Source organism: Streptomyces sp. CA-249302 (genome assembly GCF_050936785.1).
Taxonomy (GTDB): domain Bacteria; phylum Actinomycetota; class Actinomycetes; order Streptomycetales; family Streptomycetaceae; genus Streptomyces.
Window position 1 is genome coordinate 2435183 of sequence record NZ_JBNJMG010000001.1, and the last position, 23024, is coordinate 2458206.

At 70.4% G+C, this 23024-nt stretch carries 21 protein-coding genes; 9 read left to right on the forward strand and 12 right to left on the reverse strand.

Features of this window, described 5'->3' with window-relative positions; all coding sequences use genetic code 11:
- Nucleotides 1–57 precede the first annotated feature (57 nt).
- Complete coding sequence (locus tag ACQEWB_RS10950; RefSeq protein WP_432829554.1) at nucleotides 58–804, forward strand: transglycosylase SLT domain-containing protein; 747 nt, start codon at nucleotides 58–60, stop codon at nucleotides 802–804.
- Nucleotides 805–883: 79 nt separating this feature from the next.
- Here the strand turns inward: ACQEWB_RS10950 and ACQEWB_RS10955 are convergent, their stop codons facing one another.
- On the reverse strand, nucleotides 884–3415 hold the full coding sequence (locus tag ACQEWB_RS10955; RefSeq protein ID WP_432829556.1) for an FHA domain-containing protein: 2532 nt from the start codon (nucleotides 3413–3415) through the stop codon (nucleotides 884–886).
- A gap of 240 nt (nucleotides 3416–3655) precedes the next feature.
- On the opposite strand from ACQEWB_RS10955, the gene ACQEWB_RS10960 reads away from it, so the two are divergent.
- Nucleotides 3656–6526 carry a streptophobe family protein gene (locus ACQEWB_RS10960; protein ID WP_432829558.1) on the forward strand — a complete coding sequence of 957 codons (2871 nt, stop codon included), beginning with the start codon at nucleotides 3656–3658 and terminating at the stop codon, nucleotides 6524–6526.
- A gap of 625 nt (nucleotides 6527–7151) precedes the next feature.
- Nucleotides 7152–8384, forward strand: a complete 1233-nt coding sequence (serB, locus tag ACQEWB_RS10965) for a phosphoserine phosphatase SerB (protein ID WP_432829560.1) — start codon at nucleotides 7152–7154, stop codon at nucleotides 8382–8384.
- A 78-nt stretch (nucleotides 8385–8462) separates the two neighbouring features.
- Here serB and ACQEWB_RS10970 read toward each other — a convergent pair whose 3' ends face one another.
- The 4 genes from ACQEWB_RS10970 to ACQEWB_RS10985 form a co-directional block, all read right to left on the reverse strand.
- A complete protein-coding gene (locus ACQEWB_RS10970) occupies nucleotides 8463–8981 on the reverse strand; it encodes a SixA phosphatase family protein (RefSeq protein ID WP_432829562.1) in 519 nt (172 codons plus the stop codon).
- A 65-nt stretch (nucleotides 8982–9046) separates the two neighbouring features.
- Complete coding sequence (locus ACQEWB_RS10975) at nucleotides 9047–9250, reverse strand: hypothetical protein (RefSeq protein WP_432829564.1); 204 nt, start codon at nucleotides 9248–9250, stop codon at nucleotides 9047–9049.
- A gap of 178 nt (nucleotides 9251–9428) precedes the next feature.
- Nucleotides 9429–9545, reverse strand: a complete 117-nt coding sequence (locus ACQEWB_RS10980) for an SGM_5486 family transporter-associated protein (protein ID WP_432829566.1) — start codon at nucleotides 9543–9545, stop codon at nucleotides 9429–9431.
- 48 nt (nucleotides 9546–9593) lie between these two features.
- Entirely contained in the window at nucleotides 9594–10940 is a 1347-nt protein-coding gene (locus tag ACQEWB_RS10985) for a CynX/NimT family MFS transporter (protein WP_432829568.1), read from the reverse strand.
- An 81-nt stretch (nucleotides 10941–11021) separates the two neighbouring features.
- Between ACQEWB_RS10985 and ACQEWB_RS10990 the strand changes: the two genes are divergently transcribed.
- Nucleotides 11022–11711: a FadR/GntR family transcriptional regulator gene (locus ACQEWB_RS10990; RefSeq protein ID WP_432829570.1), complete on the forward strand. Its 690-nt coding sequence runs from the start codon at nucleotides 11022–11024 to the stop codon at nucleotides 11709–11711.
- Here the strand turns inward: ACQEWB_RS10990 and ACQEWB_RS10995 are convergent.
- The 3 genes from ACQEWB_RS10995 to fabG all read right to left on the reverse strand — a co-directional run bounded on the left by ACQEWB_RS10995 (nucleotide 11692) and on the right by fabG (nucleotide 13664).
- On the reverse strand, nucleotides 11692–12033 hold the full coding sequence (locus ACQEWB_RS10995) for a hypothetical protein (RefSeq protein ID WP_432829572.1): 342 nt from the start codon (nucleotides 12031–12033) through the stop codon (nucleotides 11692–11694). The genes ACQEWB_RS10990 and ACQEWB_RS10995 overlap by 20 nt on opposite strands.
- 153 nt (nucleotides 12034–12186) lie before the next feature.
- The gene (fabI, locus tag ACQEWB_RS11000) at nucleotides 12187–12954 is read right to left on the reverse strand and encodes an enoyl-ACP reductase FabI (RefSeq protein ID WP_432829574.1); all 768 of its coding nucleotides are present in this window, start codon (nucleotides 12952–12954) and stop codon (nucleotides 12187–12189) included.
- 5 nt (nucleotides 12955–12959) lie between these two features.
- Nucleotides 12960–13664, reverse strand: coding sequence for a 3-oxoacyl-[acyl-carrier-protein] reductase (fabG, locus tag ACQEWB_RS11005; protein WP_360841187.1), 705 nt, complete (start codon nucleotides 13662–13664; stop codon nucleotides 12960–12962).
- Between the two features lie 255 nt (nucleotides 13665–13919).
- Between fabG and ACQEWB_RS11010 the strand changes: the two genes are divergently transcribed.
- From ACQEWB_RS11010 to tyrS, 3 genes are read left to right on the forward strand one after another with little or no spacing between them, the layout of a single operon-like run.
- Entirely contained in the window at nucleotides 13920–15443 is a 1524-nt protein-coding gene (locus ACQEWB_RS11010) for a TldD/PmbA family protein (RefSeq protein WP_432829576.1), read from the forward strand.
- Complete coding sequence (locus ACQEWB_RS11015) at nucleotides 15440–16834, forward strand: metallopeptidase TldD-related protein (protein WP_432829578.1); 1395 nt, start codon at nucleotides 15440–15442, stop codon at nucleotides 16832–16834. The genes ACQEWB_RS11010 and ACQEWB_RS11015 overlap by 4 nt, the downstream gene beginning before the upstream one ends.
- A gap of 57 nt (nucleotides 16835–16891) precedes the next feature.
- Nucleotides 16892–18160 carry a tyrosine--tRNA ligase gene (tyrS, locus tag ACQEWB_RS11020; RefSeq protein ID WP_432829580.1) on the forward strand — a complete coding sequence of 423 codons (1269 nt, stop codon included), beginning with the start codon at nucleotides 16892–16894 and terminating at the stop codon, nucleotides 18158–18160.
- Between the two features lie 52 nt (nucleotides 18161–18212).
- On the opposite strand, the gene ACQEWB_RS11025 is transcribed toward tyrS, so the two are convergent.
- Nucleotides 18213–18491: a GlsB/YeaQ/YmgE family stress response membrane protein gene (locus tag ACQEWB_RS11025; protein ID WP_432829582.1), complete on the reverse strand. Its 279-nt coding sequence runs from the start codon at nucleotides 18489–18491 to the stop codon at nucleotides 18213–18215.
- A gap of 245 nt (nucleotides 18492–18736) precedes the next feature.
- On the opposite strand from ACQEWB_RS11025, the gene ACQEWB_RS11030 reads away from it, so the two are divergent.
- A complete protein-coding gene (locus ACQEWB_RS11030; RefSeq protein ID WP_432829584.1) occupies nucleotides 18737–19135 on the forward strand; it encodes a DUF3099 domain-containing protein in 399 nt (132 codons plus the stop codon).
- A 226-nt stretch (nucleotides 19136–19361) separates the two neighbouring features.
- On the forward strand, nucleotides 19362–19580 hold the full coding sequence (locus tag ACQEWB_RS11035) for a hypothetical protein (RefSeq protein ID WP_432829586.1): 219 nt from the start codon (nucleotides 19362–19364) through the stop codon (nucleotides 19578–19580).
- Here ACQEWB_RS11035 and moaA read toward each other — a convergent pair.
- The 3 genes from moaA to ACQEWB_RS11050 form a co-directional block, all read right to left on the reverse strand.
- Nucleotides 19577–20566 carry a GTP 3',8-cyclase MoaA gene (gene moaA, locus ACQEWB_RS11040; RefSeq protein WP_432829589.1) on the reverse strand — a complete coding sequence of 330 codons (990 nt, stop codon included), beginning with the start codon at nucleotides 20564–20566 and terminating at the stop codon, nucleotides 19577–19579. The genes ACQEWB_RS11035 and moaA overlap by 4 nt on opposite strands.
- A gap of 167 nt (nucleotides 20567–20733) precedes the next feature.
- On the reverse strand, nucleotides 20734–22353 hold the full coding sequence (locus ACQEWB_RS11045) for a solute symporter family protein (protein ID WP_432829591.1): 1620 nt from the start codon (nucleotides 22351–22353) through the stop codon (nucleotides 20734–20736).
- Entirely contained in the window at nucleotides 22350–22706 is a 357-nt protein-coding gene (locus ACQEWB_RS11050) for a DUF485 domain-containing protein (RefSeq protein WP_432829593.1), read from the reverse strand. Before ACQEWB_RS11050 ends, ACQEWB_RS11045 begins: the two co-directional genes overlap by 4 nt.
- Nucleotides 22707–23024 lie beyond the last annotated feature (318 nt).

The following is a 23024-nucleotide window of genomic DNA, read 5'->3' on the forward strand; positions in this document are numbered from 1 at the left end:
CGTGTCCCCCGCCGGACGTCGAGCGACCTCCGCGCTATTCGAAGAGGTCCGTCTGCCATGCCGAAGAACTCCAGTACTCGTGGTCACAGTCGTAAGCTGACCCGCCAGCACAAGATCGCGATCGCCGGTGTCGCCACCCTCGGCGCCGCCGCCCTCGCCTTCTCCGCGGTGCCCAGCAACGCCGAGACCACCACGAGCGAGGCTGCTTCCTCGGCCCACGTGGCCTACAGCTCCGAGCAGATCAAGGGCGTCAAGGCCAGCGTCACCGACCAGCTCGCCGCCGACAGCCTGAAGACCGAGGCCGCCAAGGCCCGGGCCCAGGCGAAGGCCGCCGCCGAGGCCGCCGCGAAGAAGAAGGCGGCCGCAGCTGCCGCCCAGAAGAAGGCCGCGGCAAAGGCCGCCGCCGAGCGCAAGGCCAAGGAGGCCGCGAGCCGGTCCGCCAAGCGTGCCGCGCTCAAGAAGGCCGCCGCCACGCCGACCTACGCCAACAACCTCGACGGCTGGATCAAGCACAGCCTCGCCATCATGAAGGCCAAGGGCATCCCGGGCACCTACAACGGCCTGTACCGCAACATCATCCGCGAGTCCTCGGGCAACCCGAACGCCGTCAACGGCTGGGACGTCAACGCGATCAACGGCACCCCGTCGATCGGTCTGCTCCAGGTCATCCAGCCGACCTTCAACGCGTACCACGTCTCCGGTACGTCGACGAACATCTACGACCCGGTCGCCAACATCACGGCCGCCGCCAACTACGCGGCCGACAAGTACGGCTCGATCGACAACGTCAACAGCGCGTACTGAGGTCGGCGCGGACCTCTGCACGCGAACGCCGAAGGGCGGCACCCCCTGACGGGTGCCGCCCTTCGCGGTCGTATCCGGACTACTTCCGCATGACCTCCGGCTCGTGGCGGCGCAGGAAGCGGGCCACGAAGAAGGCGCAGATCACGCCGAGGGCGATCAGGGCGATCATGTCCATGCTCCAGGCGGCCGCGGTGTGCTCCCACAGCGGGTCGTCGGGCTTGCCCTTGCCGGGCGGACTGATCCGGTTGAAGTCCAGCGTGGCGCCCGCGGCGGCGACCGCCCAGCGCGACGGCATCAGGTACGAGATCTGGTTGACGCCGACCGCGCCGTTCAGCGCGAACAGGCAGCCGGTGAAGACCACCTGGACGATCGCGAACATGACCAGCAGCGGCATGGTCTTCTCCGAGGTCTTCACCAGCGCGGAGATGATCAGACCGAACATCATCGAGGTGAAGCCCAGCGCCATGACCGGGATGGAGAGTTCCAGGAGCGTGAGCTTGCCGAGGACCACACCCTCCTTCGGGATGGTCCGGCTGGCGAAGCCGATCATGCCGACCATCAGGCCCTGGAGCACCGTGATGAAGCCGAGCACCAGGACCTTGGACATCAGGTACGCGGAGCGGGACAGGCCGGTCGCGCGCTCCCGCTCGTAGATCACCCGTTCCTTGATCAGCTCACGGACGGAGTTCGCGGCGCCGGCGAAACAGGCGCCGACCGCGAGGATGAGCAGGACCGTGGTGGCCGTGCCGTTCGGGACGGGCTGCTTGGTCGCCGGGTTGATCTCCGTGTTGACCAGCAGGTCCTTGCCCGAGTCGATGAGCAGGCTGACCGAGCCGAGGACGAGCGGCAGGATCACCGTCAGCGCCAGGAAGCCCTTGTCGGAGGCGATGACCGAGACATAGCGGCGCACCAGGGTGCCCAGCTGGCTCATCCAGCCCTGTGGCTTCGGCGGCTTCATCGCCTGCATCGGCGGCATCTGTACGGACTGTGGTGCGACCGCGTCGATGTCCGCGGCGTACATCTGGTAGTGCTGCGAGCCCTTCCAGCGTCCGGCCCAGTCGTAGTCACGGTAGTTCTCGAAGGCGGAGAAGACGTCGGCCCAGGTGTCGTAGCCGAAGAAGTTCAGTGCCTCCTCCGGCGGACCGAAGTAGGCGACCGCGCCGCCCGGGGCCATCACCAGGAGCTTGTCGCACAGCGCCAGTTCGGCCACCGAGTGGGTGACGACGAGGACCGTGCGACCGTCGTCGGCGAGGCCGCGCAGCAGCTGCATGACGTCGCGGTCCATGCCCGGGTCGAGGCCCGAGGTCGGCTCGTCCAGGAAGATCAGCGACGGCTTGGTGAGCAGCTCCAGGGCCACCGAGACGCGCTTGCGCTGGCCGCCGGAGAGGGAGGTGACCTTCTTCTCCTTGTGCACGTCGAGCTTCAGCTCACGCAGCACCTCGTCTATGCGGGCCTCGCGCTCGGCGCCGGTGGTGTCGGCCGGGAAGCGCAGCTTGGCCGCGTACTTGAGGGCCTTCTTGACGGTCAGCTCCTTGTGCAGGATGTCGTCCTGCGGGACCAGACCGATGCGCTGGCGCAGCTCGGCGAACTGCTTGTAGAGGTTCCGGTTGTCGTAGAGGACGTCGCCCTGGTTGGCGGGCCGGTAGCCGGTCAGCGCCTTGAGCAGGGTCGACTTGCCGGAACCGGACGGTCCGATGACCGCGATCAGCGACTTCTCCGGTACGCCGAAGGAGACGTCCTTGAGGATCTGCTTGCCGCCGTCGACGGTCACCGTCAGGTGGCGGGCCGAGAAGGAGACCTCACCGGTGTCGACGAACTCCTCGAGGTGGTCGCCGACGATCCGGAAGGTGGAGTGGCCGACGCCGACGATGTCGGTCGGGCCGAGCAGCGCCGAGCCGCCCTTGGCGATCGGCTGACCGTTGACGTACGTGCCGTTGTGCGAGCCCAGGTCGCGGATCTCCATGCGCCCGTCGGGCGTCGAGTGGAACTCGGCGTGGTGCCGGGAGACCTGGAGGTCGGAGACGACCAGCTCGTTCTCCAGGGCACGGCCGATGCGCATCACACGGCCGATGGAGAACTGGTGGAACGTGGTCGGGCTGCGGTCGCCGTAGACCGGCGGCGCCCCCGCGCCACCACCGGGGCCCGGCTGCTGCGGGATCGGTGCGGCGGCCTGCTGCGGCTGCTGCCAGCCGGCCTGCGGGGCCGCGTGCTGCTGAGGTGCCTGCTGCGGCGGTGCCTGCTGCGCCCAGCCGGGGGCCGCGCCCTGGGCGGCGTACGGCTGTTGCTGCGGCTGGGCCTGCGGTGTCGGGACGGCCGCGGCGGTGCCCGAGGCGGTCAGCCGCGGGCCGTCGTTCGCGTTGCCCAGATGGACCGCCGAGCCGGGGCCGATCTCCATCTGATGGACCCGCTGGCCCTGCACGAACGTGCCGTTGGTCGAGCCGTGGTCCTCGATGACCCAACTACGGCCCCCCCAGCTGATCGTGGCATGACGCCAGGACACCCTCGCGTCGTCCAGCACGATGTCGCCCTGCGGATCGCGTCCGAGGGTGTACGGCCTGGACGGATCGAGCGTCCAGGTGCGGCCATTCAATTCCAGTACGAGTTCCGGCACTCCAAGCCCCACTGAGTAGTCCCCCGAGTTACCCCCAACACAGGGAGTCTAGGGATGTCGAACATCGTCGGGAACTATTTCAGGCTCGCCCCCCTGACCGAAAGTCGGGCCTTTTGAAGACCACGCACGGACGCATCGACCGGTTCCGTTGACGGGGTTGAAACCGACCCGGAGAGTGGTAATCCACGCGAGGGGGACATGCGCGGCCAACGTGCCGCGCCGCGGATCGGGGGGTCTGCCATGAGCGCGTCGTCGGGTGTCGGGTCCGTGAGCAGGGGCTCGAGGGTGCCGTGGGGAGATGTTCTGCTGTCCGCGATCGCCTCCGTGAGCTGGGCGTTGATCGGGATGGCGGGCACGGCGGCGCTCGCCCTGCATCTGCTGGAGGCGGATTCGGCGGGCTCGTTGGGCCCGATGACTGCGGCTGCGGTGGCTCTTGCGGCGGGTGGTTCGGTCACACCGTCCGGGGATGTGTCGGCATTCGGCCTGAAAGGCGCGGAGGCGCACACGGCCGTCACGATCACACCACTGGGCGTCAGCCTGGTGGGGGCGTTGTTGCTTGCCTGGTTCTTCCTACGGTCCCTGCGGGCGGCCGGAGTTGTGATCGAGCCGGCCGAACTCCTGGCCCGCGCGGGCGCGGTGGTCGCCCTCTTCGTGGCGACGCTGGGTGGGCTGGCGTGGGCGGGCCACGACGTCATCACGATCGACGGCGCCTCGCTGGGCCTGGACAAACTCCCCGGCGCGGGTGGCGGCGGTGGCGGGGTCGACATCCCGGGCCTGGGCGACCTGGGGGACATCGGCGGCCTGCTTCCGGACAACATCGGCAACCTCATCGACGCGAAGGCGGCGGTCGGCTTCACGGTCGACACGGCGCCGACCCTCCTCGGCGGCCTCGCCTGGTCGGCCGGCATCCTCCTGATCGCCCTGCTGGCCTCACGCCGCACGCCCCTGCCGCACGGCTGGGAAGCGGTCCACCGAGTGGTACGACCGGCGGCCTCGGCCCTGGTCACGGTCCTCCTCGTGGCGGTCGCGGCGGGCCTCGCGGCGGCGGCGTACGCGGCGATCGGCGACGACCACCCGAAGAGGATCTTCGGAGCGGCACTGCTGGGCGCCCCGAACGGCACGTGGCTGGGCATCCCGATCGGCCTCTTCGTCCCGTACGACGGCAAGGCCACGGGCGCCCTGACAAAACTCCTCCCCGACCCCCTGGACGACCTCCTCACAGCGAAGACAAACCAGTCGGTGACCCTGAGCCGCCTGGCCGACCTGGACGGCAGGGTGTGGCTACTGGCGGTGGCAGCGGCACTGATGATGCTGCTGGCGGGGGTGCTGACGGCGGTGCGGACGCCGGTGGGGAGCGGCGGGGGCTGGGCGGTTGGAGGTACGGCTGCCGGGGGTACGGCTGCCGGGAGCGGGACGAGTGCGGGGCAGGGGGAGCACGGGAGCGGTGCCGGTTGGGGGCCGGGGGCTGGGGGCGGCGGCGGTTTGGCGGGTCCTGCGGGGGCTGGGGGCTGGGCAGGTAGTGCGGCTGGGGGCGGCCAAGGTTGGAGCGGCGGTGCGGCGGGAGCTGGGGGTTCTGGGGGCGGCCCGGCCTGGGGCGGCGGTGGCGCGGAAGGTGGGGGTTCGGGGAGTACGGGCGCAGGGGGTGCTCGGGGTCCGGGGGCGCTCGGCTTTGCCGGGCGTTGTGCCTTGCGGTTGGGGGTTGTTACGGCGCTGACCTTGCCGTTGCTCGCATGGCTGACGGAGGTGTCGGTGGATGCCTCGCTGTCGGTGCTGGGGTTCGACGCGTTCGGGGCCGGGATTCAGCTGCACGGGAACCTCGGGATGGCGTTGCTGCTCGGTGCCCTGTGGGGTGCGGGAGCGGGCGGCGTCGGGGGGTTGCTGGCGTGGGCGACCGGGGCGGCGGGACGGCGGGCGGCGCCGCTGGCACTGGCGGCGGGAGCGGGAGCCGGGGCAGCGCAAGGTGTGGGCGCCGGGCAGCCGCAGTACGCGCGGGAGTCGGGGGTGCCGGTGAGGGAGGCGGGGACGTACGAGGGTGACACCTCGGGGCCGTACACACCCAGCACCTCGTACCGGCCGCCCAACCCCTCCACCAACCCGTACCTCCAACTGCCGTACGAACTCCGGGAACCGGAGGATGCGCGACCACCGGACGGAGGCCGGGCGGGTGGGGGAACGCCGTCCGGTGGGGGCCGAGCAGGTGGGGGGAGGCCGCCGGGCCGGGGCCAGGCGGGCGAGGGAGTGCCGCCGGGCTCGGGCTGGGCGGACACGGGCCAGCCACCAGGCACGGGCCGCGCAGGGGACGGAACAGCGCCGGGCAGGGGCTGGACGGGAGCCGGTACGGGCCGGGCGGGGGACGGAACAGCGCCGAGCGGGGGCTGGACGGGGGCCAGCGAGCCGCCACCAGGCGCAGGCTGGGCAGGTCAGCCGCCAGGTGCAGGCCGCGCAGGTCGGCCGCCAGGCGAGTCACCAAGTGCAGGCCGCGCAGGTCAGTCGCCAGGCGAGTCACCAAGTGCAGGCCGCGCAGGTCAGTCGCCAGGCGAGTCACCAAGTGCAGGCCGCGCAGGTCAGTCGCCAGGCGCAGGTCGGGCAGGCCAGGGCCCTCCACCGGGCGCGCCCTGGGCCGGGAATGCTCCAGCGCCCGGCGCGGCGCGACCAGGTGAGGGCTCGCCGTCGCATCGGCGCGGGCGTCTGTTCGGTAAGGCCGGGCCTGCCGGCGAGGCGGGTCAGCTCGGCGGAACCGGGCAGTCTGATGCGGCCGGGCGGTCCGACATGTCGGGTCGACCCGACGCGACGGGTCGGTCCGGGGCAACCGGTCGGCCCGATGCGGCGGGGCAGTCCGACGCGGCAGGTCGGTCCGAGGCGACCGGACGGTTCGGGCGGTGGGCGCGGTCGCGGGGGCAGGAGGGTCGGGAGCCCGACGAGGCGTCGTCGCCCGATGCCGGGAGCACCGACATGTACGGCGCCCCCACCAAGGCCCGGCCCTTCGACGGCCCCCCGCCCCGGTCGCCACGCCAGCCGCCTCGCCCCCGCCGCGGATACCGCCCACGGAACGAGCCGCCACCACCACCGCAGCCACCGCCGCCCCCGAGGAGGCCGGAGGACGACGAGTAGGCATCCCGGGGAACGGACGCGGCGGACCGGGCACCACAGGGAGACGGCCGCGACGACGGATACGGCTCAGCGTCGGCGACGGCCGGTTCGCCCCGGAGGCTGCGACGGGCACTGATTCGCCCCGGAGGCTGCGAGGGGCACCGATTCGCCCCGGAGATGGCTAGGGCCACCGATTCGCACCGGGGCCCTCAGCACTCACCGGAGCCCTCAGCCGTCTCCGCGCCCCTGCCATCTCCGTCCCCTCCCCCAGCCATCACCGCCCCCGCGGCCATCGCCATCCCCCAGCCCTCGCCGTGCCCCCGACCACGCTGCTGATCGGCGACGCACCAGCCGTACACCGCCATACGTCCGCCCTCCCGCTGCCCCACACCCACTCGCCCCACCACGCCCCCCTCGCCCCATCACCGCGCCCCATCACCGCGCCCCACCACCGCGACCCACCACAGCCCGCCACGCCCCACCACCCCACCACCTCCCGCGTGACGAAAGAGGCAGGCGTCACCCAATGGCACCCCCGTGGCCCGCGCGTAAGGTGATCGCCACCGTGTCGACACCCACTGTTCCGTGTCCGCTAGGCGGACCGCGGCGGCGGTCGGCACTGGGTGCCGGATACGGTGGATACACCATGAGCGCTTCACAGACCCCCGACGTTCCCGTTGACGTCCCTGTTGACGTTCCCACCCTCCTCGTCAAGATCTTCGGCAAGGACAGGCCGGGCATCACGGCCGGACTCTTCGACACCCTCGCCGCCTACTCCGTCGACGTGGTCGACATCGAGCAGGTCGTCACCCGTGGCCGGATCGTGCTGTGCGCGCTCGTCACCCCGCCGCCCGCCGGCCTGGAGGGCGACCTGCGCGCGACCGTCCACAGCTGGGCGGACTCGATGAAGATGCAGGCGGAGATCATCTCCGGCCGCGGCGACAACCGGCCACGCGGCCTCGGGCGCTCCCTGGTCACCGTCCTCGGCCACCCGCTCACCTCGGAGGCCACCGCCCAGATCGCCGCGCGGATCACCAAGGCCGGCGGCAACATCGACCGTATCTTCCGCCTCGCCAAGTACCCCGTCACCGCAGTCGAGTTCGCGGTGTCCGGCGTCGAGACCGAGCCCCTGCGCACCGCCCTGGTGACGGACGCGGCGGCACTCGGTGTCGACGTGGCGGTCGTCGCCGCGGGGCTGCACCGGCGGGCGCAGCGGCTCGTCGTCATGGACGTCGACTCGACGCTCATCCAGGACGAGGTGATCGAGCTCTTCGCGGCGCACGCCGGCTGCGAGGACAAGGTCGCCGAGGTGACCGCGGCCGCGATGCGCGGGGAGCTGGACTTCGAGCAGTCGCTGCACGCGCGCGTGGCGCTGCTGGAGGGGCTGGACGCGTCGGTGGTGGACAAGGTGCGCAGCGAGGTGCGGCTGACACCGGGTGCCCGGACCCTGATCCGGACGCTGAAGCGGCTCGGCTATCAAGTGGGCGTGGTGTCCGGCGGGTTCACGCAGGTCACCGACGACCTCAAGGAGCGGCTCGGGCTGGATTTCGCCCAGGCCAACACCCTGGAGATCGTCGACGGGAAGCTCACGGGCAAGGTCACCGGCGAGATCGTCGACCGCGCGGGCAAGGCACGTCTGCTGCGCAGGTTCGCCGCCGAGGCGGGCGTACCGCTCGCGCAGACCGTGGCGATCGGTGACGGCGCCAACGACCTGGACATGCTGAACGCGGCCGGTCTCGGTGTCGCCTTCAACGCCAAGCCGGTCGTCCGGGAGGCCGCGCACACCGCGGTGAACGTGCCCTTCCTGGACACCGTCCTGTATCTGCTGGGCGTCACCCGCGAAGAGGTCGAGGCGGCGGACACGCACGACGAGGAGTGAGCCGACCGCAGCCGTACGGCGCACAGTGAAGGGGGCCCGGCACCGCGACGGTGCCGGGCCCCTTCGCGTCCATGGGGCTCAGTCGGTCGGCGCCCAGAAGTCGCGCAGCGTGGCCACGCCCGGCTCCAGGCTCTTCCAGGAGCCCTCGAAGGAGAGGACTGCGAAGGCGGCGGCCGGGAAGCCGCGGCGGTTCATCCGCTCGCGGGCGTCACTCTCGGCGGCGCCGGCCAGGATGTCGGCGAGACCCTGCACGCCCGGGTTGTGGCCGATCAGGACGAGGTTCTGCGCGTCGTCGGGCGTCTCGTTCAGCAGAGCGATCAGCTCGCCGGGCGAGGCCTCGTAGATCCGCTCCTCGTAGACGGTTTTCGGCCGCTGCGGGAACTCGTGGACGGCGAGCTTCCAGGTCTCGCGGGTCCGGATCGCGGTGGAGCACAGTGCCAGGTCGAAGGGGATGGCGGTGTCGGTCAGCTTGCGTCCGGCGACTGCGGCGTCCATACGGCCCCGCTCGGCGAGGGGGCGCTCGTGGTCGGTCACCTGTGGCCAGTCGGCTTTCGCATGGCGGAAGAGGACGATCCTGCGGGGTTCTGCGACGCTCATGGAACCCAGCTTCGCATGAAACAGGCCATGGGGCGCAGGGAGTTGACCGGCGGCTCAGCCGGTGCTCAGCGGCCCAGCAGCTGCTGGGCGCGCTCGAACAGATGGGTGATCGCGGGGTCGCTCGCCGCGTGCGCGTCCGTGGGGTTCAGCATCAGCGCCAGGAGCACGATGAAGGCGAGCGCCGGCAGGGCGAGGGCCCACCAGGGGAGCCGTATGTCGACGCCGCCCGTGGTCGCCGGGCGGGGCCGGGGGTACGTAGGGGCCGACATGGGTGCCTCCGCTGGTCTTCGAGTGGTCCGTGGTCCGCGTCTCGCGGTCACGATTCGAAGTTACGGAATCCGCGGCCCCCAACCCATCCGGAGGTCCACCCAGTTGACCCTGACACTCACCCCCTAGGGGATGGTGGGGCTAGCCCCACCATCGACCGGGAACGAGATGATCCTGGCGTCAGGGCGAGGCGATCGTCGCGACGACGGCGATGATCACGAAGATGGCGAAGAACGAGCCGAAGACGAGCAGCATCTTCCTCTGGCCGTTCTTGGGGTTCGGGTCGAGCACTGGCATACGGCAAGTCTCGCACCCCTCCCCCGCACCGGCTCCGCCGGGGTGAGGTCAGCGGGCCGCCTCGTCCTCCACCGTGCGGTCGCGCCCGGCCAGCACGCCGACCACCATCTGCGGCACCATCAGCGCGGCCATGAGCGCGATCGGCAGGCCCCAGCCGCCGCTGTGCTGGTAGAGCACACCGACCAGGAGCGGCCCCGGGATGGAGATCAGATAGCCGGTGCTCTGCGCGAAGGCGGACAGCTGGGCCACGCCCGCGCCGCTGCGGGCCCGCATGCCGACCATGGTGAGGGCCAGCGGGAAGGCGCAGTTGGAGACGCCGAGCAGCAGCGCCCAGGCCCAGGCGCCGCCGGCCGGCGCGAAGTACAGACCGGCGTAACCGGCGAGGCCGCACGCGCCGAGCGCGAGCACGATCGGCCCCTGGTGCGGCAGCCTGGCGGCCACACGCGGGATGACGAAGGCCAGCGGCACGCCCATCACCATGGTGACGGCGAGCAGCAGCCCGGCCGTGCTCGCGGCCACGCCCGCGTCCCGGAAGATCTGCGCCATCCAGCCCATGGTGATGTAGGCGGCGGTGGCCTGGAGCCCGAAGAAGACGGCGAGCGCCCAGGCGGTACGGCTCCGGGTGATCCGCAGCGCGGGCGCCTCCACGCGCGCGTGGGCACCGGCCGAGCCTCCGGCGACCTCCACGCGCGTGTGCCCGTCGACAGCGGCCCCCGCGCCGTCCACGCGCGCGTGCCGTTGCTTCCCGGCCCGCCCCGGGTCCCGTACAAAAGCGGTCCACGGCAGTACGGCCGCCGCCGCGAGCCCCGCCCACACCGCGAGTCCGGTCTGCCAACTGCCGCCCAGTGCATCGGTCATGGGCACCGTGACCGCCGCCGCGGCCGAGGTGCCCAGGGCCAGTGCCATGGAGTAGAGGCCGGTCATGGAGCCGACCCGGTCCGGGAACCAGCGCTTGACGATGACCGGCATCAGGACGTTGCTGACGGCGATGCCCATCAGGGTGAGGGCGCTGGCGGCCAGGAATCCGGCCGTACCGCCCGCGTACGGCCGTATCAACAGGCCCGCGGTGATGGCCACCATGCCCGCGCAGACCACCGCGCCCGGGCCGAAGCGGCGGGCCAGGCGTGGGGCCATGACGCCGAAGACGGCGAAGCAGAGCGGGGGCACCGAGGTGAGGAGCCCGGCCACGCTGCCGCTCATGCCGAGCCCGTCGCGGACCTCTTCGAGGAGCGCGCCGAGGCTGGTGATGGCGGGACGGAGGTTGAGGGCCGACAGCACGATGCCGACGATCAGCAGACGTGTCGTCCACGCGCGCGTGGTGGGTGGCTGGGGCTCGTCCGCGGCCGAACTGCGTATTGCCGTGGACGTCGTCATCCGGGTTTCCTGGCTTGCCATGAGTCCATCATAGAATCATGGGATGATTGGTTGTCCACCCCTTGGTCGGCCGCACCCGGCCACCTCGTGCGAAGGTGTGCCATGCCCCTGAGTCATCCCCGTCGTTCGGCGCTCTCCGAGCAGGTCATCGCCGCGCTGCGCAACCAGATCACCTCGGGCGAGTGGCCGGTCGGGGCGCGCATCCCCACGGAGCCGGAGCTCGTCGAGCAGCTGGGCGTCGCGCGCAACACGGTCCGCGAGGCCGTCCGAGCGCTCGCGCACAACGGTCTGCTGGACATCCGCCAGGGCTCGGGCACCTATGTCGTGGCGACCAGCGAGCTGGCGGGCGTGATGCACCGCCGGTTCGCCGACGCGGACCCCGAACACGTCGCCGAGCTGCGCTCCACCCTGGAGTCGGCCGCGGCCAGGCTGGCCGCCGAGCGGCGCACGGAGAAGGACCTCAAGCAGCTCGACGCGCTGCTGGTGCGCCGGGAGGAGGCGTGGGGGTCGGGCGACGCGGAGGCGTTCGTAACGGCGGACGCCACCTTCCACCTGGCGGTGGTGTCGGCGTCCCACAACGACGTGATGACGGCGATGTACGCCGACCTCGGCGAGGTGCTGCGGGACTGGCTGCGCGAGGACGTGGGCCAGGAGCTGACCCCGGAGACGTATATGGACCACACCCGGCTGGTGGACGCGATCCGCGCGGGCGACGCGGAGGCCGCGGGCCGGGAGGCGGCGAGCTATCCGTTCCTGTGCCGCCCCGGGCGGTTCACCGCCGCTGGTGGCTGACCCACACCGAGCGCACGTCCTCCCAGCAGCGGCCGGTCAGCCGTACGGTCATGGCCGGCCCGGTGTCGACCCGGGTGCCGTCGGTGTCGAGGTCCCACCACTTGTCGCACTCGACGTGCAGGGTGACGCCGTCGGTCTGCGGATAGGGGTTGTGGCAGTACGCGGTCACATGGGACCCGGTGACCCTGGTGCGGCACTCGGCGCCGAAGGGCTGCACCGAGACGGATCTCTTCACGCGCGCGTGCGGCACCGCCTCGTACGGCAGGGACAGCACGAGAGCGACGGCGACGGTCACTGAGGCCAGGCTGCGGGACAGGCGCACAAGGGGACCTCCTCGGCCGGGCTGGGGAGGGGAGCGTGTGGTGAACGCGTAATCCAGAGTGCGCAGTTGTTGCCCGGCGGCGCCTGGTCGGCTAGGCCGAACGGGGGACGCCCCGCTCCTCGGCGGAACGGGGCGTCGACGACGTACCGGAGATCAGGCGCCGATGGCGTGCAGGCCGCCGTCCACGTGGACGATCTCGCCCGTGGTCTTCGGGAACCAGTCGCTCAGCAGGGCGACGATGCCCTTGCCGGCCGGCTCCGGGTCCTTGAGGTCCCACTCCAGCGGGGAGCGCTCGTCCCACACGGCGGCGAGGTCGCTGAAGCCCGGGATGGACTTGGCGGCCATCGAGCCGATCGGGCCCGCGGAGATCAGGTTGCAGCGGATGTTCTGCTTGCCCAGGTCGCGCGCGATGTAGCGGCTGGTGGCCTCCAGGGCGGCCTTGGCGGGGCCCATCCAGTCGTACTGCGGCCAGGCGTACTGGGCGTCGAAGGTGAGGCCGACGACCGAGCCGCCGTTCTGCATCAGCGGCAGGCAGGCCATGGTCAGCGACTTCAGGGAGTACGCCGAGACGTGCATGGCGGTGGCCACGGACTCGAAGGGCGTGTTGAGGAAGTTGCCACCGAGGGCGTCCGGCGGCGCGAAGCCGATGGAGTGCACGACGCCGTCGAGGCCGCCGAGCTCCTCGCCGACGACGTCGGCCAGGCGCCCGAGGTGCTCGTCGTTGGTGACGTCGAGCTCGATGACCTTGGTGGCCTTGGGGAGCTTCTTGGCAATGCGCTCGGTCAGCGTGGGCCGCGGGAAGGCGGTCAGGATGATCTCGGCACCCTGCTCCTGGGCCAGCTTGGCGGCGTGGAAGGCGATGGAGGACTCCAGCAGCACACCCGTGATCAGGATGCGCTTGCCCTCGAGAATTCCGCTCATGGTGTTCAGTGACCCATTCCCAGTCCGCCGTCTACGGGGATGACGGCTCCAGTGATGTACGAGGCGTCGTCCGAGGCGAGGAACCGCACCGTCGCGGCGACCTCCTCGGGCTGCGCGTACCGGCCGAGCGGCACCTGGGCCACGATGCCCGCACGCTGCTCGTCGGTGAGCACCTTGGTCATGTCGGTGTCGACGAAGCCGGGCGCGACGACGTTGAAGGTGATGTTGCGCGAGCCCAGCTCACGGGCGAGGGAGCGCGCGAAGCCGACCAGGGCGGCCTTGGAGGCGGCGTAGTTCGCCTGGCCGGGGCCGCCGTACAGGCCGACGACCGACGAGATGAGCACGACCCGGCCCTTCTTGGCCCGCAGCATGCCGCGGTTGGCGCGCTTGACCACGCGGAAGGTGCCGGTGAGGTTGGTGTCGAGGACGGACGTGAAGTCCTCCTCGGACATGCGCATCAGGAGCTGGTCCTTGGTGATGCCGGCGTTGGCGATCAGGACCTCGACCGGACCGTGCTCGGCCTCGATCTCCTTGTAGGCCTGCTCCACCTGCTCGGTGTCGGTGATGTCGCACTTGACGGCCAGGAAGCCCGCCGGTGGCTCACCGGAGCGGTACGTGATGGCGACCTTGTCGCCGGCGTCGGCGAAAGCGCGGGCGATGGCGAGGCCGATGCCCCGGTTGCCTCCGGTGACGAGAACCGAGCGGCTCAACGGATCACCCTTTCGATAGGGGTCTGACACACCCGCCCGAACAGCTGAAGGACAGGCGGCTTCTCCGAAAACCTATCGGGCCGGTCGCGTCCACGGACATTCGGGCACCGACAGTGGCTTACGGGACTCACTGTCGGGTCCCTACAGAAAGTTCCCGGCACGGGGCCGAAACCTGTGGCCCGTGGCCCCGCCGGCACGAAATGATCGGGGTACCGCCGGTCCGACCACAGGTCACGACAACAAGGAGAGACCTCGGTGCCTCATACCATCGACGAAGCCTTCACGGCTCTACCTCTGCGCGCCCTCGCCGACGCGGCACTCGCACGCGCGCGTGCGCTCGGTGCCGAGCACGCGGACTTCCGGTTCGAGCGGGTGCGCAGCGCGTCCTGGCGCCTCCGGGACGCCAAACCGGCCGGCTCGTCGGACACCACCGACCTCGGGTACGCGGTGCGGGTCGTGCACGGCGGGACCTGGGGCTTCGCGTCCGGCGTGGACCTGAGCCTGGACGCCGCCGCCAAGGTCGCCTCCCAGGCGGTGGCCATGGCGAAACTCTCCGCCCAGGTGATCAAGGCGGCGGGTTCGGACGAGCGCGTCGAGCTCGCCGACGAGCCCGTGCACGCCGACCGGACCTGGATCTCGTCGTACGACATCGATCCCTTCTCGGTGCCCGACGAGCAGAAGACGGCACTCCTGGCGGACTGGAGCGCGCGGCTGCTCGCCGCCAACGGCGTCAACCACGTCGACGCCTCCCTCCTCACCGTCCACGAGAACAAGTTCTACGCCGACACCGCGGGGACCGTGACGACGCAGCAGCGCGTCCGGCTGCACCCGCAGCTGACGGCCGTGTCGGTCGACGAGTCGAGCGGCGAGTTCGACTCGATGCGGACGATCGCACCGCCGGTCGGGCGCGGCTGGGAGTACCTCACGGGGACCGGCTGGGACTGGGACAGCGAACTCGAACAGATCCCCGAGCTGCTCGCCGAGAAGATGCGCGCGCCGAGCGTCGAGGCGGGCCTGTACGACCTGGTCGTAGACCCCTCGAACCTCTGGCTGACCATCCACGAGTCCATCGGCCACGCCACCGAACTGGACCGCGCCCTCGGCTACGAGGCCGCCTACGCCGGCACCTCCTTCGCCACCTTCGACCAGCTCGGCAAGCTGCGCTACGGCTCCGACCTGATGAACGTCACCGGCGACCGCACCGCCGAACACGGCCTCGCGACCGTCGGTTACGACGACGAGGGCGTCGAGGGCCAGTCCTGGGACCTGGTCAAGGACGGCACGCTCGTCGGCTACCAACTGGACCGCCGCATCGCGAAACTGACCGGCTTCGACCGCTCCAACGGCTGCGCCTTCGCCGACTCCCCCGGCCATGTGCCGGTACAGCGCATGGCCAACGTGTCGTTGCAGCCGGACCCGGCCGGCATGGCGACGGAGGACCTGATCGGCGGGGTCGACCGCGGGATCTATGTGGTCGGGGACCGGTCCTGGTCCATTGACATGCAGCGGTACAACTTCCAGTTCACCGGTCAGCGGTTCTTCCGGATCGAGAACGGGCGGATCACCGGGCAGGTGCGGGACGTGGCCTATCAGGCGACGACGACCGACTTCTGGGGGTCCATGGCGGCCGTCGGTGGGCCGCAGACGTATGTGCTCGGGGGTGCCTTCAACTGTGGGAAGGCTCAGCCGGGGCAGGTCGCGGCCGTGTCGCACGGTTGTCCGTCGGCTCTCTTCAAGGGCGTCAACATTCTGAACACCACGCAGGAGGCCGGTCGATGAGCGCCCGCAGCAGCAAGCCGCACGAGATCGTCGAGCGGGCGCTGGAACTGTCCGTCGCCGACGGGTGTGTCGTGATCGCCGACGAGCACTCGACCGCCAACCTGCGCTGGGCCGGCAACGCGCTCACCACCAACGGGGTGACCAGGGGCCGTACTCTCACGGTCGTCGCCACCGTCGGCGGTAAGGAGGGAACCGCCTCCGGTGTCGTGTCCCGGTCGGCCGTGACCGCGGACGAGCTGGAGTCCCTGGTGCGGGCCGCCGAGGCCGCCGCGCGCGGTGCCGGGCCCGCCGAGGACGCGCAGCCGCTGGTGGCGGACGTACCGGCGTCTCCGGACTTCACGGACGCGCCCGCGGAGACCACCTCCGCCGTGTTCGCCGACTTCGCGCCCGCGCTCGGCGAGGCCTTCGCACGCGCGCGTGCGGGTGGGCGTGAGCTGTACGGGTTCGCCAACCACGAGCTCGTGTCCAGCTATGTCGGTACGTCGACGGGGCTGCGCCTGCGTCACGACCAGCCGAACGGCACGCTGGAGGTCAACGCCAAGTCGCCCGACCGTACGCGCTCGGCGTGGGCGGGGCGGTCGACGCGGGACTTCAAGGACGTCGACCCGGCCGCGCTGGACGCCGAGCTCGCCGTACGCCTGGGATGGGCGGAGCGGCGGATCGCGCTGCCGGCCGGGCGGTACGAGACGCTGCTGCCGCCTACCGCCGTCGCGGACCTGCTGATCTACCAGATGTGGTCGGCGTCGGGCCGGGACGCGGTCGAGGGGCGCACGGTGTTCTCCAAGCCGGGTGGCGGCACGCGCGTGGGTGAGCGGCTCAGCGAGCTGCCGCTGACGCTGCGCAGCGACCCGAACGAGCCGGGGCTGGAGTCGGCGCCCTTCGTGATCGCGCACTCCTCGGGCGGCGACCAGTCGGTGTTCGACAACGGGCTGCCGCTCACGGCGACGGACTGGGTGGGCGAGGGCGAGCTGAAGCGCCTCATCACCAGCCGGCACGGGGCGGGTCTGACCGGGCTGCCGGTCGCTCCCGCCATCGACAACCTGATTCTCACCGGCGGCGAGGACCGCTCGCTGGAGGAGATGGTCGCGAACACCGAACGCGGGCTGCTGCTGACCTGCCTCTGGTACATCCGCGAGGTCGACCCGGCCACGCTGCTGCTCACCGGCCTGACCCGGGACGGCGTCTACCTCGTCGAGAACGGCGAGGTGAGCGGCGAGGTCAACAACTTCCGGTTCAACGAGTCGCCGGTCGACCTGCTGGGGCGGGCGACGGAGGCCGGGCGCACCGAGAAGACGCTGCCGAGGGAGTGGAGCGACTACTTCACCAGGGCCGCGATGCCCGCGCTGCGGGTGCCGGATTTCAATATGAGTTCTGTCAGTCAGGGCGTATAACCTCGTAGCCGGTAGTCACTCGACTGCCCGAGGCACTTTCTAGGAGATACGAGAACCGTGACGGACATCGTCGAGGAGCTGAAGTGGCGCGGGCTGATCGCCCTCTCCACTGACGAGGACGCACTGCGCAAGGCGTTCGCGGACGGTCCCGTCACGTTCTATTGCGGCTTCGACCCGACCGCGCCCAGCCTGCACCTCGGCAACCTCGTGCAGATCCTGACGATGCGCCGGATCCAGGACGCGGGCAACCGTCCGCTGGGCCTGGTCGGGGGTGCCACCGGTCTGATCGGTGACCCGAAGCCGAGCGCGGAGCGCACGCTCAACGCCCCCGAGATCGTCGCCCAGTGGGTGGAGCGGCTGCGCGCGCAGATTGCCCCGCTGCTGGACTTCGAGGGTCCGAACGCGGCGGTCATGGTGAACAACCTGGACTGGACCTCGGGCATGTCGGCCATCGAGTTCCTGCGGGACGTCGGCAAGCATTTCCGGGTGAACAAGATGATCGCCAAGGAGGCGGTGGCCCGGCGGCTGGAGTCCCAGGAGGGCATCAGCTACACCGAGTTCAGCTACCAGATCCTCCAGGGCATGGACTTCCTGGAGCTGTACCGGCGGTACGGCTGCACGCTGCAGACCGGTGGCAGCGACCAGTGGGGCAACCTCACCTCGGGCACCGACCTGATCCACAAGGTCGAGCCCGAGGCCGTGGTGCACGCGCTGGGCACGCCGCTGATCACCAAGGCCGACGGCACGAAGTTCGGCAAGACCGAGTCCGGCACGGTGTGGCTGGACCCCGAGATGACCACGCCGTACGCCTTCTACCAGTTCTGGCTGAACGCGGACGACCGGGACGTCTCCAAGTTCCTGCGGATCTTCAGTTTCAGGTCGCGTGACGAGATCGAGGATCTGGAGCGGCAGACCGAGGAGCGTCCGCAGGCGCGGGCCGCTCAGCGGGCGCTGGCGGAGGAGCTGACGACGCTGGTGCACGGGGCCGACCAGACGTCCGCCGTGATCGCCGCGTCCAAGGCCCTCTTCGGGCAGGGCGAGCTGGCGGAGCTGGACGAGAAGACGCTGGCCGCGTCGCTCTCCGAGCTGCCGCACATCCAGGTCGCCGAGCTCGGTCAGGTCGTGGACCTGTTCGCCGAGGTCGGTCTGGTGGCCAGCAAGTCGGCCGCGCGGCGGACCGTGAAGGAGGGCGGGGCCTACGTGAACAACGTGAAGGTCGCCGCCGAGGACGCGGTCCCCGCCGAGGCGGACCTGCTGCACGGGCGGTGGCTGGTGCTGCGGCGGGGCAAGAAGAACCTCGCCGCGGTCGAGGTCACGTCCGCCTAGGTACGACGACAGCAGGGTGGGCCTCCTCTGCGGGAGGCCCACCCTGCTGTTCTCAGGTCGTCTGTTTGCGCTTGCCCAGCGTCGCCATGTACAGCATGTCGACCAGGAACACGATGACGATCGCGGCGACCAGCTGGAAGGCGTGGCGGCTCCAGTCGATGCCGCGGGTCGCGTCCACACCGAAGGCCCGTGCGATGGCGTTGCCGGCCATGGCGCCGAGGATGCCGCAGATGGTGGTCAGCCAGAGGGGACTGTGCTGCTTGCCCGGGATGATCGCCTTGGCGATCAGGCCCAGCACGAATCCGACGATGATCGCCCACAACCAGCCCATGGCTGCCTCCTTGTACGGCTCGACGTGAGCATTACGCCCAGTGTTGGCCCGTACGCCGTACGGCGCATGTCGGGTACCGCCGTACGTGCTACGACTGACGTCGTTCGCCCAGGCAGGAGACGACCCGGTCTCGTAGGCGACGCAGGCGCGGCGTAACGTGGGACGTGTCCGGACCTCGTTCCCCGATCGGGTACGGACCGTGTACGGGGCGGGGCGGGGCCGATGCGGGCGGATGGTGGAATGTGATGCGGAAGCAGCACGGCGGCGGCAACGGCCAGGTGTTCCGGATCACCGGAGCGCGCACCAGCCTCGACGAGGACGTGCGCGGGCGGCAGCGGCGGTACGTCATCTCGATGTCGATCCGTACGGTGTCGGTGATCCTCGCGGCCTCGCTGTGGAACGTCGAACGGCATGTCGCGATCGTTGCGCTGGTCCTCGGACTGGTTCTGCCGTACATCGCCGTGGTGATCGCGAACGCGGGGCGGGAGAACGCGCCGTCGCTTCCGTCGACCTTCGTGACGGTTCCGATGCGGCCGATGATCGCGCCGCCGCGGACGAACGACGGTTTCACGGAATCGGTCCCGGAAGATGTCCCGGGAGAGGCCGCGACGGGCGCACGAAGCGAGCCGCGCGAGCAGGCGTGACCGGCGCGGACGGGCGACAAACGGAATCCGCGCTACACGCCAACCTCAAAAGAAGCTCAGAACTGATCATGCCGTTCTAGTGCCATGCGGCGGGCTACCCGTGACATACTTCCTAAGCGCTCCGCATCCCCCGTCGGAGCGACAGACCGACGCCGGGCAGCTCCCCCCGTGGCTGCTCGGCGTCGCCTTTTGTGGCCGTTGTTCAGCGCGCTTGTGAGACGAATCTGTGAGTGACGAGACCCCTGTCTGCTCCGCCAAGGGCTGCCGTGCCGATGCCGTGTGGGTGTTGGTGTGGAACAACCCGAAGGTGCACACGCCGGAGCGGCGCAAGACGTGGCTCGCGTGCGAGGAGCATCGGGAGCATCTGTCGCAGTTCTTGGGCGTACGGGGGTTCCTGAAGGACGTCGTGAAGTTCGAGGAGTGGCGGGCAGCCGAGGAGGGCTAGCCGCCGATCGCCGACATCGGCCTCGTCGGCTGTACGAACGTCGGGTCGTCCAGGCCCGCGCCCGCCTTCTTGCCCCACATCGCCAGGCGCCAGATGCGGGCGATCTCCTCGTCGGGGGCGTCGGAGCGGAGGGCGGCGCGGAGGTCCGTCTCCTCCTGCGCGAAGAGGCAGGTGCGTATCTGGCCGTCCGCGGTGAGGCGGGTGCGGTCGCAGGCCGCGCAGAACGGGCGGGTGACCGAGGCGATGACGCCGACGCGGTGGGGGCCGCCGTCCACCAGCCAGCGCTCCGCCGGGGCCGAGCCGCGCTCCCCCGCGCCTTCGGCGGTGAGGTCGAAGCGGGTGCGCAGGGACGTCAGGATGTCGCCCGCCGTCACCATGCCGTCGCGCTTCCAGCCGTGCTGGGCGTCCAGGGGCATCTGCTCGATGAAGCGCAGTTCGTACTCGTGCTCCACCGCCCAGGCCAGGAGGTCCGGGGCCTCGTCGTCGTTCAGGCCCGGCATCAGGACCGAGTTGACCTTGACGGGGGTCAGGCCCGCGTCGCGGGCGGCCTGGAGGCCGTCGAGGACGTCCTGGTGACGGTCCCGGCGGGTGAGGGTCTTGAAGACGTCCGGGCGGAGGGTGTCCAGGGAGACGTTCACCCGGTCCAGGCCCGCCGCCTTGAGGGCCGTCGCGGTGCGCTTGAGGCCGATGCCGTTCGTGGTGAGCGACATCTGGGGGCGCGGGGACAGGGCCGCGACGCGCTCCACGATGCCGACCAGGCCCGGGCGCAGCAGCGGCTCACCGCCGGTGAAGCGGACCTCCTCGATGCCGAGGGAGGTGACGGCGATGTCGATCAGGCGGACGATCTCGTCGTCCGTGAGCAGGTCGGGCTTGGCCAGCCACTGCAGGCCCTCCTCGGGCATGCAGTACGTACACCGGAGGTTGCACCGGTCGGTCAGCGAAACCCTCAGGTCGGTGGCCACTCGGCCGTATGTGTCGATGAGCACGTGGGCCCCCTCCCTCGTAGCGGATCAGCGTGGATCAATCGTTTTCCGTCACTTGCGAGCCTACGTGACCGGACCGACATCGACAGCGGCCCGATCCCACGAGGTACGACGCGGCCGCGTCGTAGGGATCTACGACGCGGCCGCTCAGAGGGCGTACCAGGGGGTCGTCAGTGGGCTCCGGTGCCGGTCAGGGACCGGACCTCCAGCTCCGCGTACTTGCCCTTGTCAGGCTCTTCCTTGGACAGGTAGGTGCCCAGGACGCCCAGCAGGAAGCCGACCGGGATCGAGATGATGCCCGGGTTCTCCAGCGGGAACCAGTGGAAGTCGACGTCGGGGAACATCGAGGTCGGCTTGCCGGAGACGACCGGCGAGAACAGCACCAGGCCGACCGCGGTGACCAGGCCGCCGTAGATCGACCACAGGGCCCCGCCGGTGGTGAACCGCTTCCAGAAGAGGCTGTAGAGGATCGTCGGCAGGTTGGCGGAGGCGGCGACCGCGAAGGCGAGGGCGACCAGGCCGGCGACGTTCAGGTCGCGGGCGAGGGCGCCGAGCAGGATGGAGACCGCGCCGATGCCGACGGTGGCCCAGCGGGCCGCGCCGATCTCCTGCTTCTCGGTGGCCTGGCCCCGCTTGATGACGTTCGCGTAGATGTCGTGCGCGAACGACGAGGACGAGGCGAGGGTGAGGCCCGCGACGACCGCGAGGATCGTGGCGAAGGCGACCGCCGAGATGGTGGCGAGCAGGATCGCGCCCCAGTTGGAGTCGACGCCGCCCAGATGGAGGGCGAGGAGTGGCGCGGCGGTGTTGCCCGCCTTGTTGGAGGCGATGATCTCGTCCGGCTTGATCAGCGCCGCTGCGCCGAAGCCGAGGGCGAGGGTCATCAGGTAGAAGGCGCCGATCAGGCCGATGGCCCAGATGACGGACTTACGGGCGGCCTTGGCGGTGGGCACCGTGTAGAAGCGGATCAGGATGTGCGGCAGGCCCGCGGTGCCCAGGACCAGGGCGATGCCGAGGGAGATGAAGTCCAGCTTGGTGGTGCCCGTGGCGCCGTACTTCAGGCCGGGCTCCAGGAAGGCCGCGCCCTTGCCGCTGTTGTCGGCGGCCGAGCCGAGCAGGTCGGAGACGTTGAAGTTGAACTTCAGCAGGACCAGGAAGGTCAGCAGCAGGGCGCCCGCGATCAGCAGGACCGCCTTGACCATCTGGACCCAGGTGGTGCCCTTCATGCCGCCGATGGTGACGTACACGATCATCAGTACGCCGACCAGGGCAACGATGCCGATCTTGCCGCCGTCGGAGGTGATGCCGAGCAGCAGGGAGACCAGGACGCCCGCGCCCGCCATCTGCGCCAGCAGGTAGAAGATCGAGACGACGATGGTGGAGGTGCCGGCCGCCGTGCGGACCGGGCGCTGGCGCATGCGGTACGCCAGCACGTCACCCATGGTGTAGCGGCCGGAGTTGCGCAGCGGCTCGGCGACCAGGAGCAGGGCGACCAGCCAGGCGACCAGGAAGCCGATGGAGTACAGGAAGCCGTCGTAGCCGAAGAGGGCGATGGCGCCGGCGATGCCGAGGAAGGACGCGGCGGACATGTAGTCGCCGGAGACGGCGAGGCCGTTCTGGAAGCCGGTGAACTGGCGGCCGCCCGCGTAGAAGTCGGCGGCGTCCTTGGTCTGGCGGCCGGCCCAGACGGTGATGACCAGCGTCGCGACCACGAAGATCGAGAACAGGGTGATGATCAGTGGCCGGTGCTCGCTGGCCTCACCGGCCGCGAAGGTGATCGCGGGGCTCATTCGCCGCCCTCCATCCGGGACTTGATGGCCTCGGCCTTGGGGTCGAGCTGCGCGGCGGCGTGCCGCGAGTACCACCAGGCGATGAGGAAGGTGGTCAGGAACTGGGCGAGGCCCAGGACCATGGCCACGTTGATGTTGCCGAACAGCTTGGTGCCCATGAAGTCGTCCGCGTAGTTGGAGAGCAGGACGTACAGCAGGTACCAGGTGATGAAGCCGACCGTGAGCGGGAAGGCGAAGGAGCGGTAGGAGCGGCGCAGTTCACCGAACTCCGCGCTCTCCTGCACCGCTTCGAACTCCTCGGTGGAGGGGAGTTGGACTGGGGATTTCGAGGGTGGCGGTGTCTCGGTGGCCACGGAGTCTCCTCGCGTTGCGGATGCTGTTGCGACTGCGGACGGCGGCTGTTCCGGAGTCGGGGACGGGTTCGGTACGACGGACATGGCGGCTCTGTTCCTCGTTTGCGATCAGGGGGCCTCGATCGTGCTCGCGCTCCCTGCCCAAGGTCACGGCGCCACGCGAGGGCAGGTTCAACACCCTTGACCCTTTTCCGAACTCGCCATGGGGAACTCATTGCTGACCAGCGACTTCGGGGGATAGCTTCGGGCCTGTACCGCCAGTCATGTACCTGCCCGAGCACCACCTGTGTCTCGGGCGGTTTTCGTTTCCGGATGATG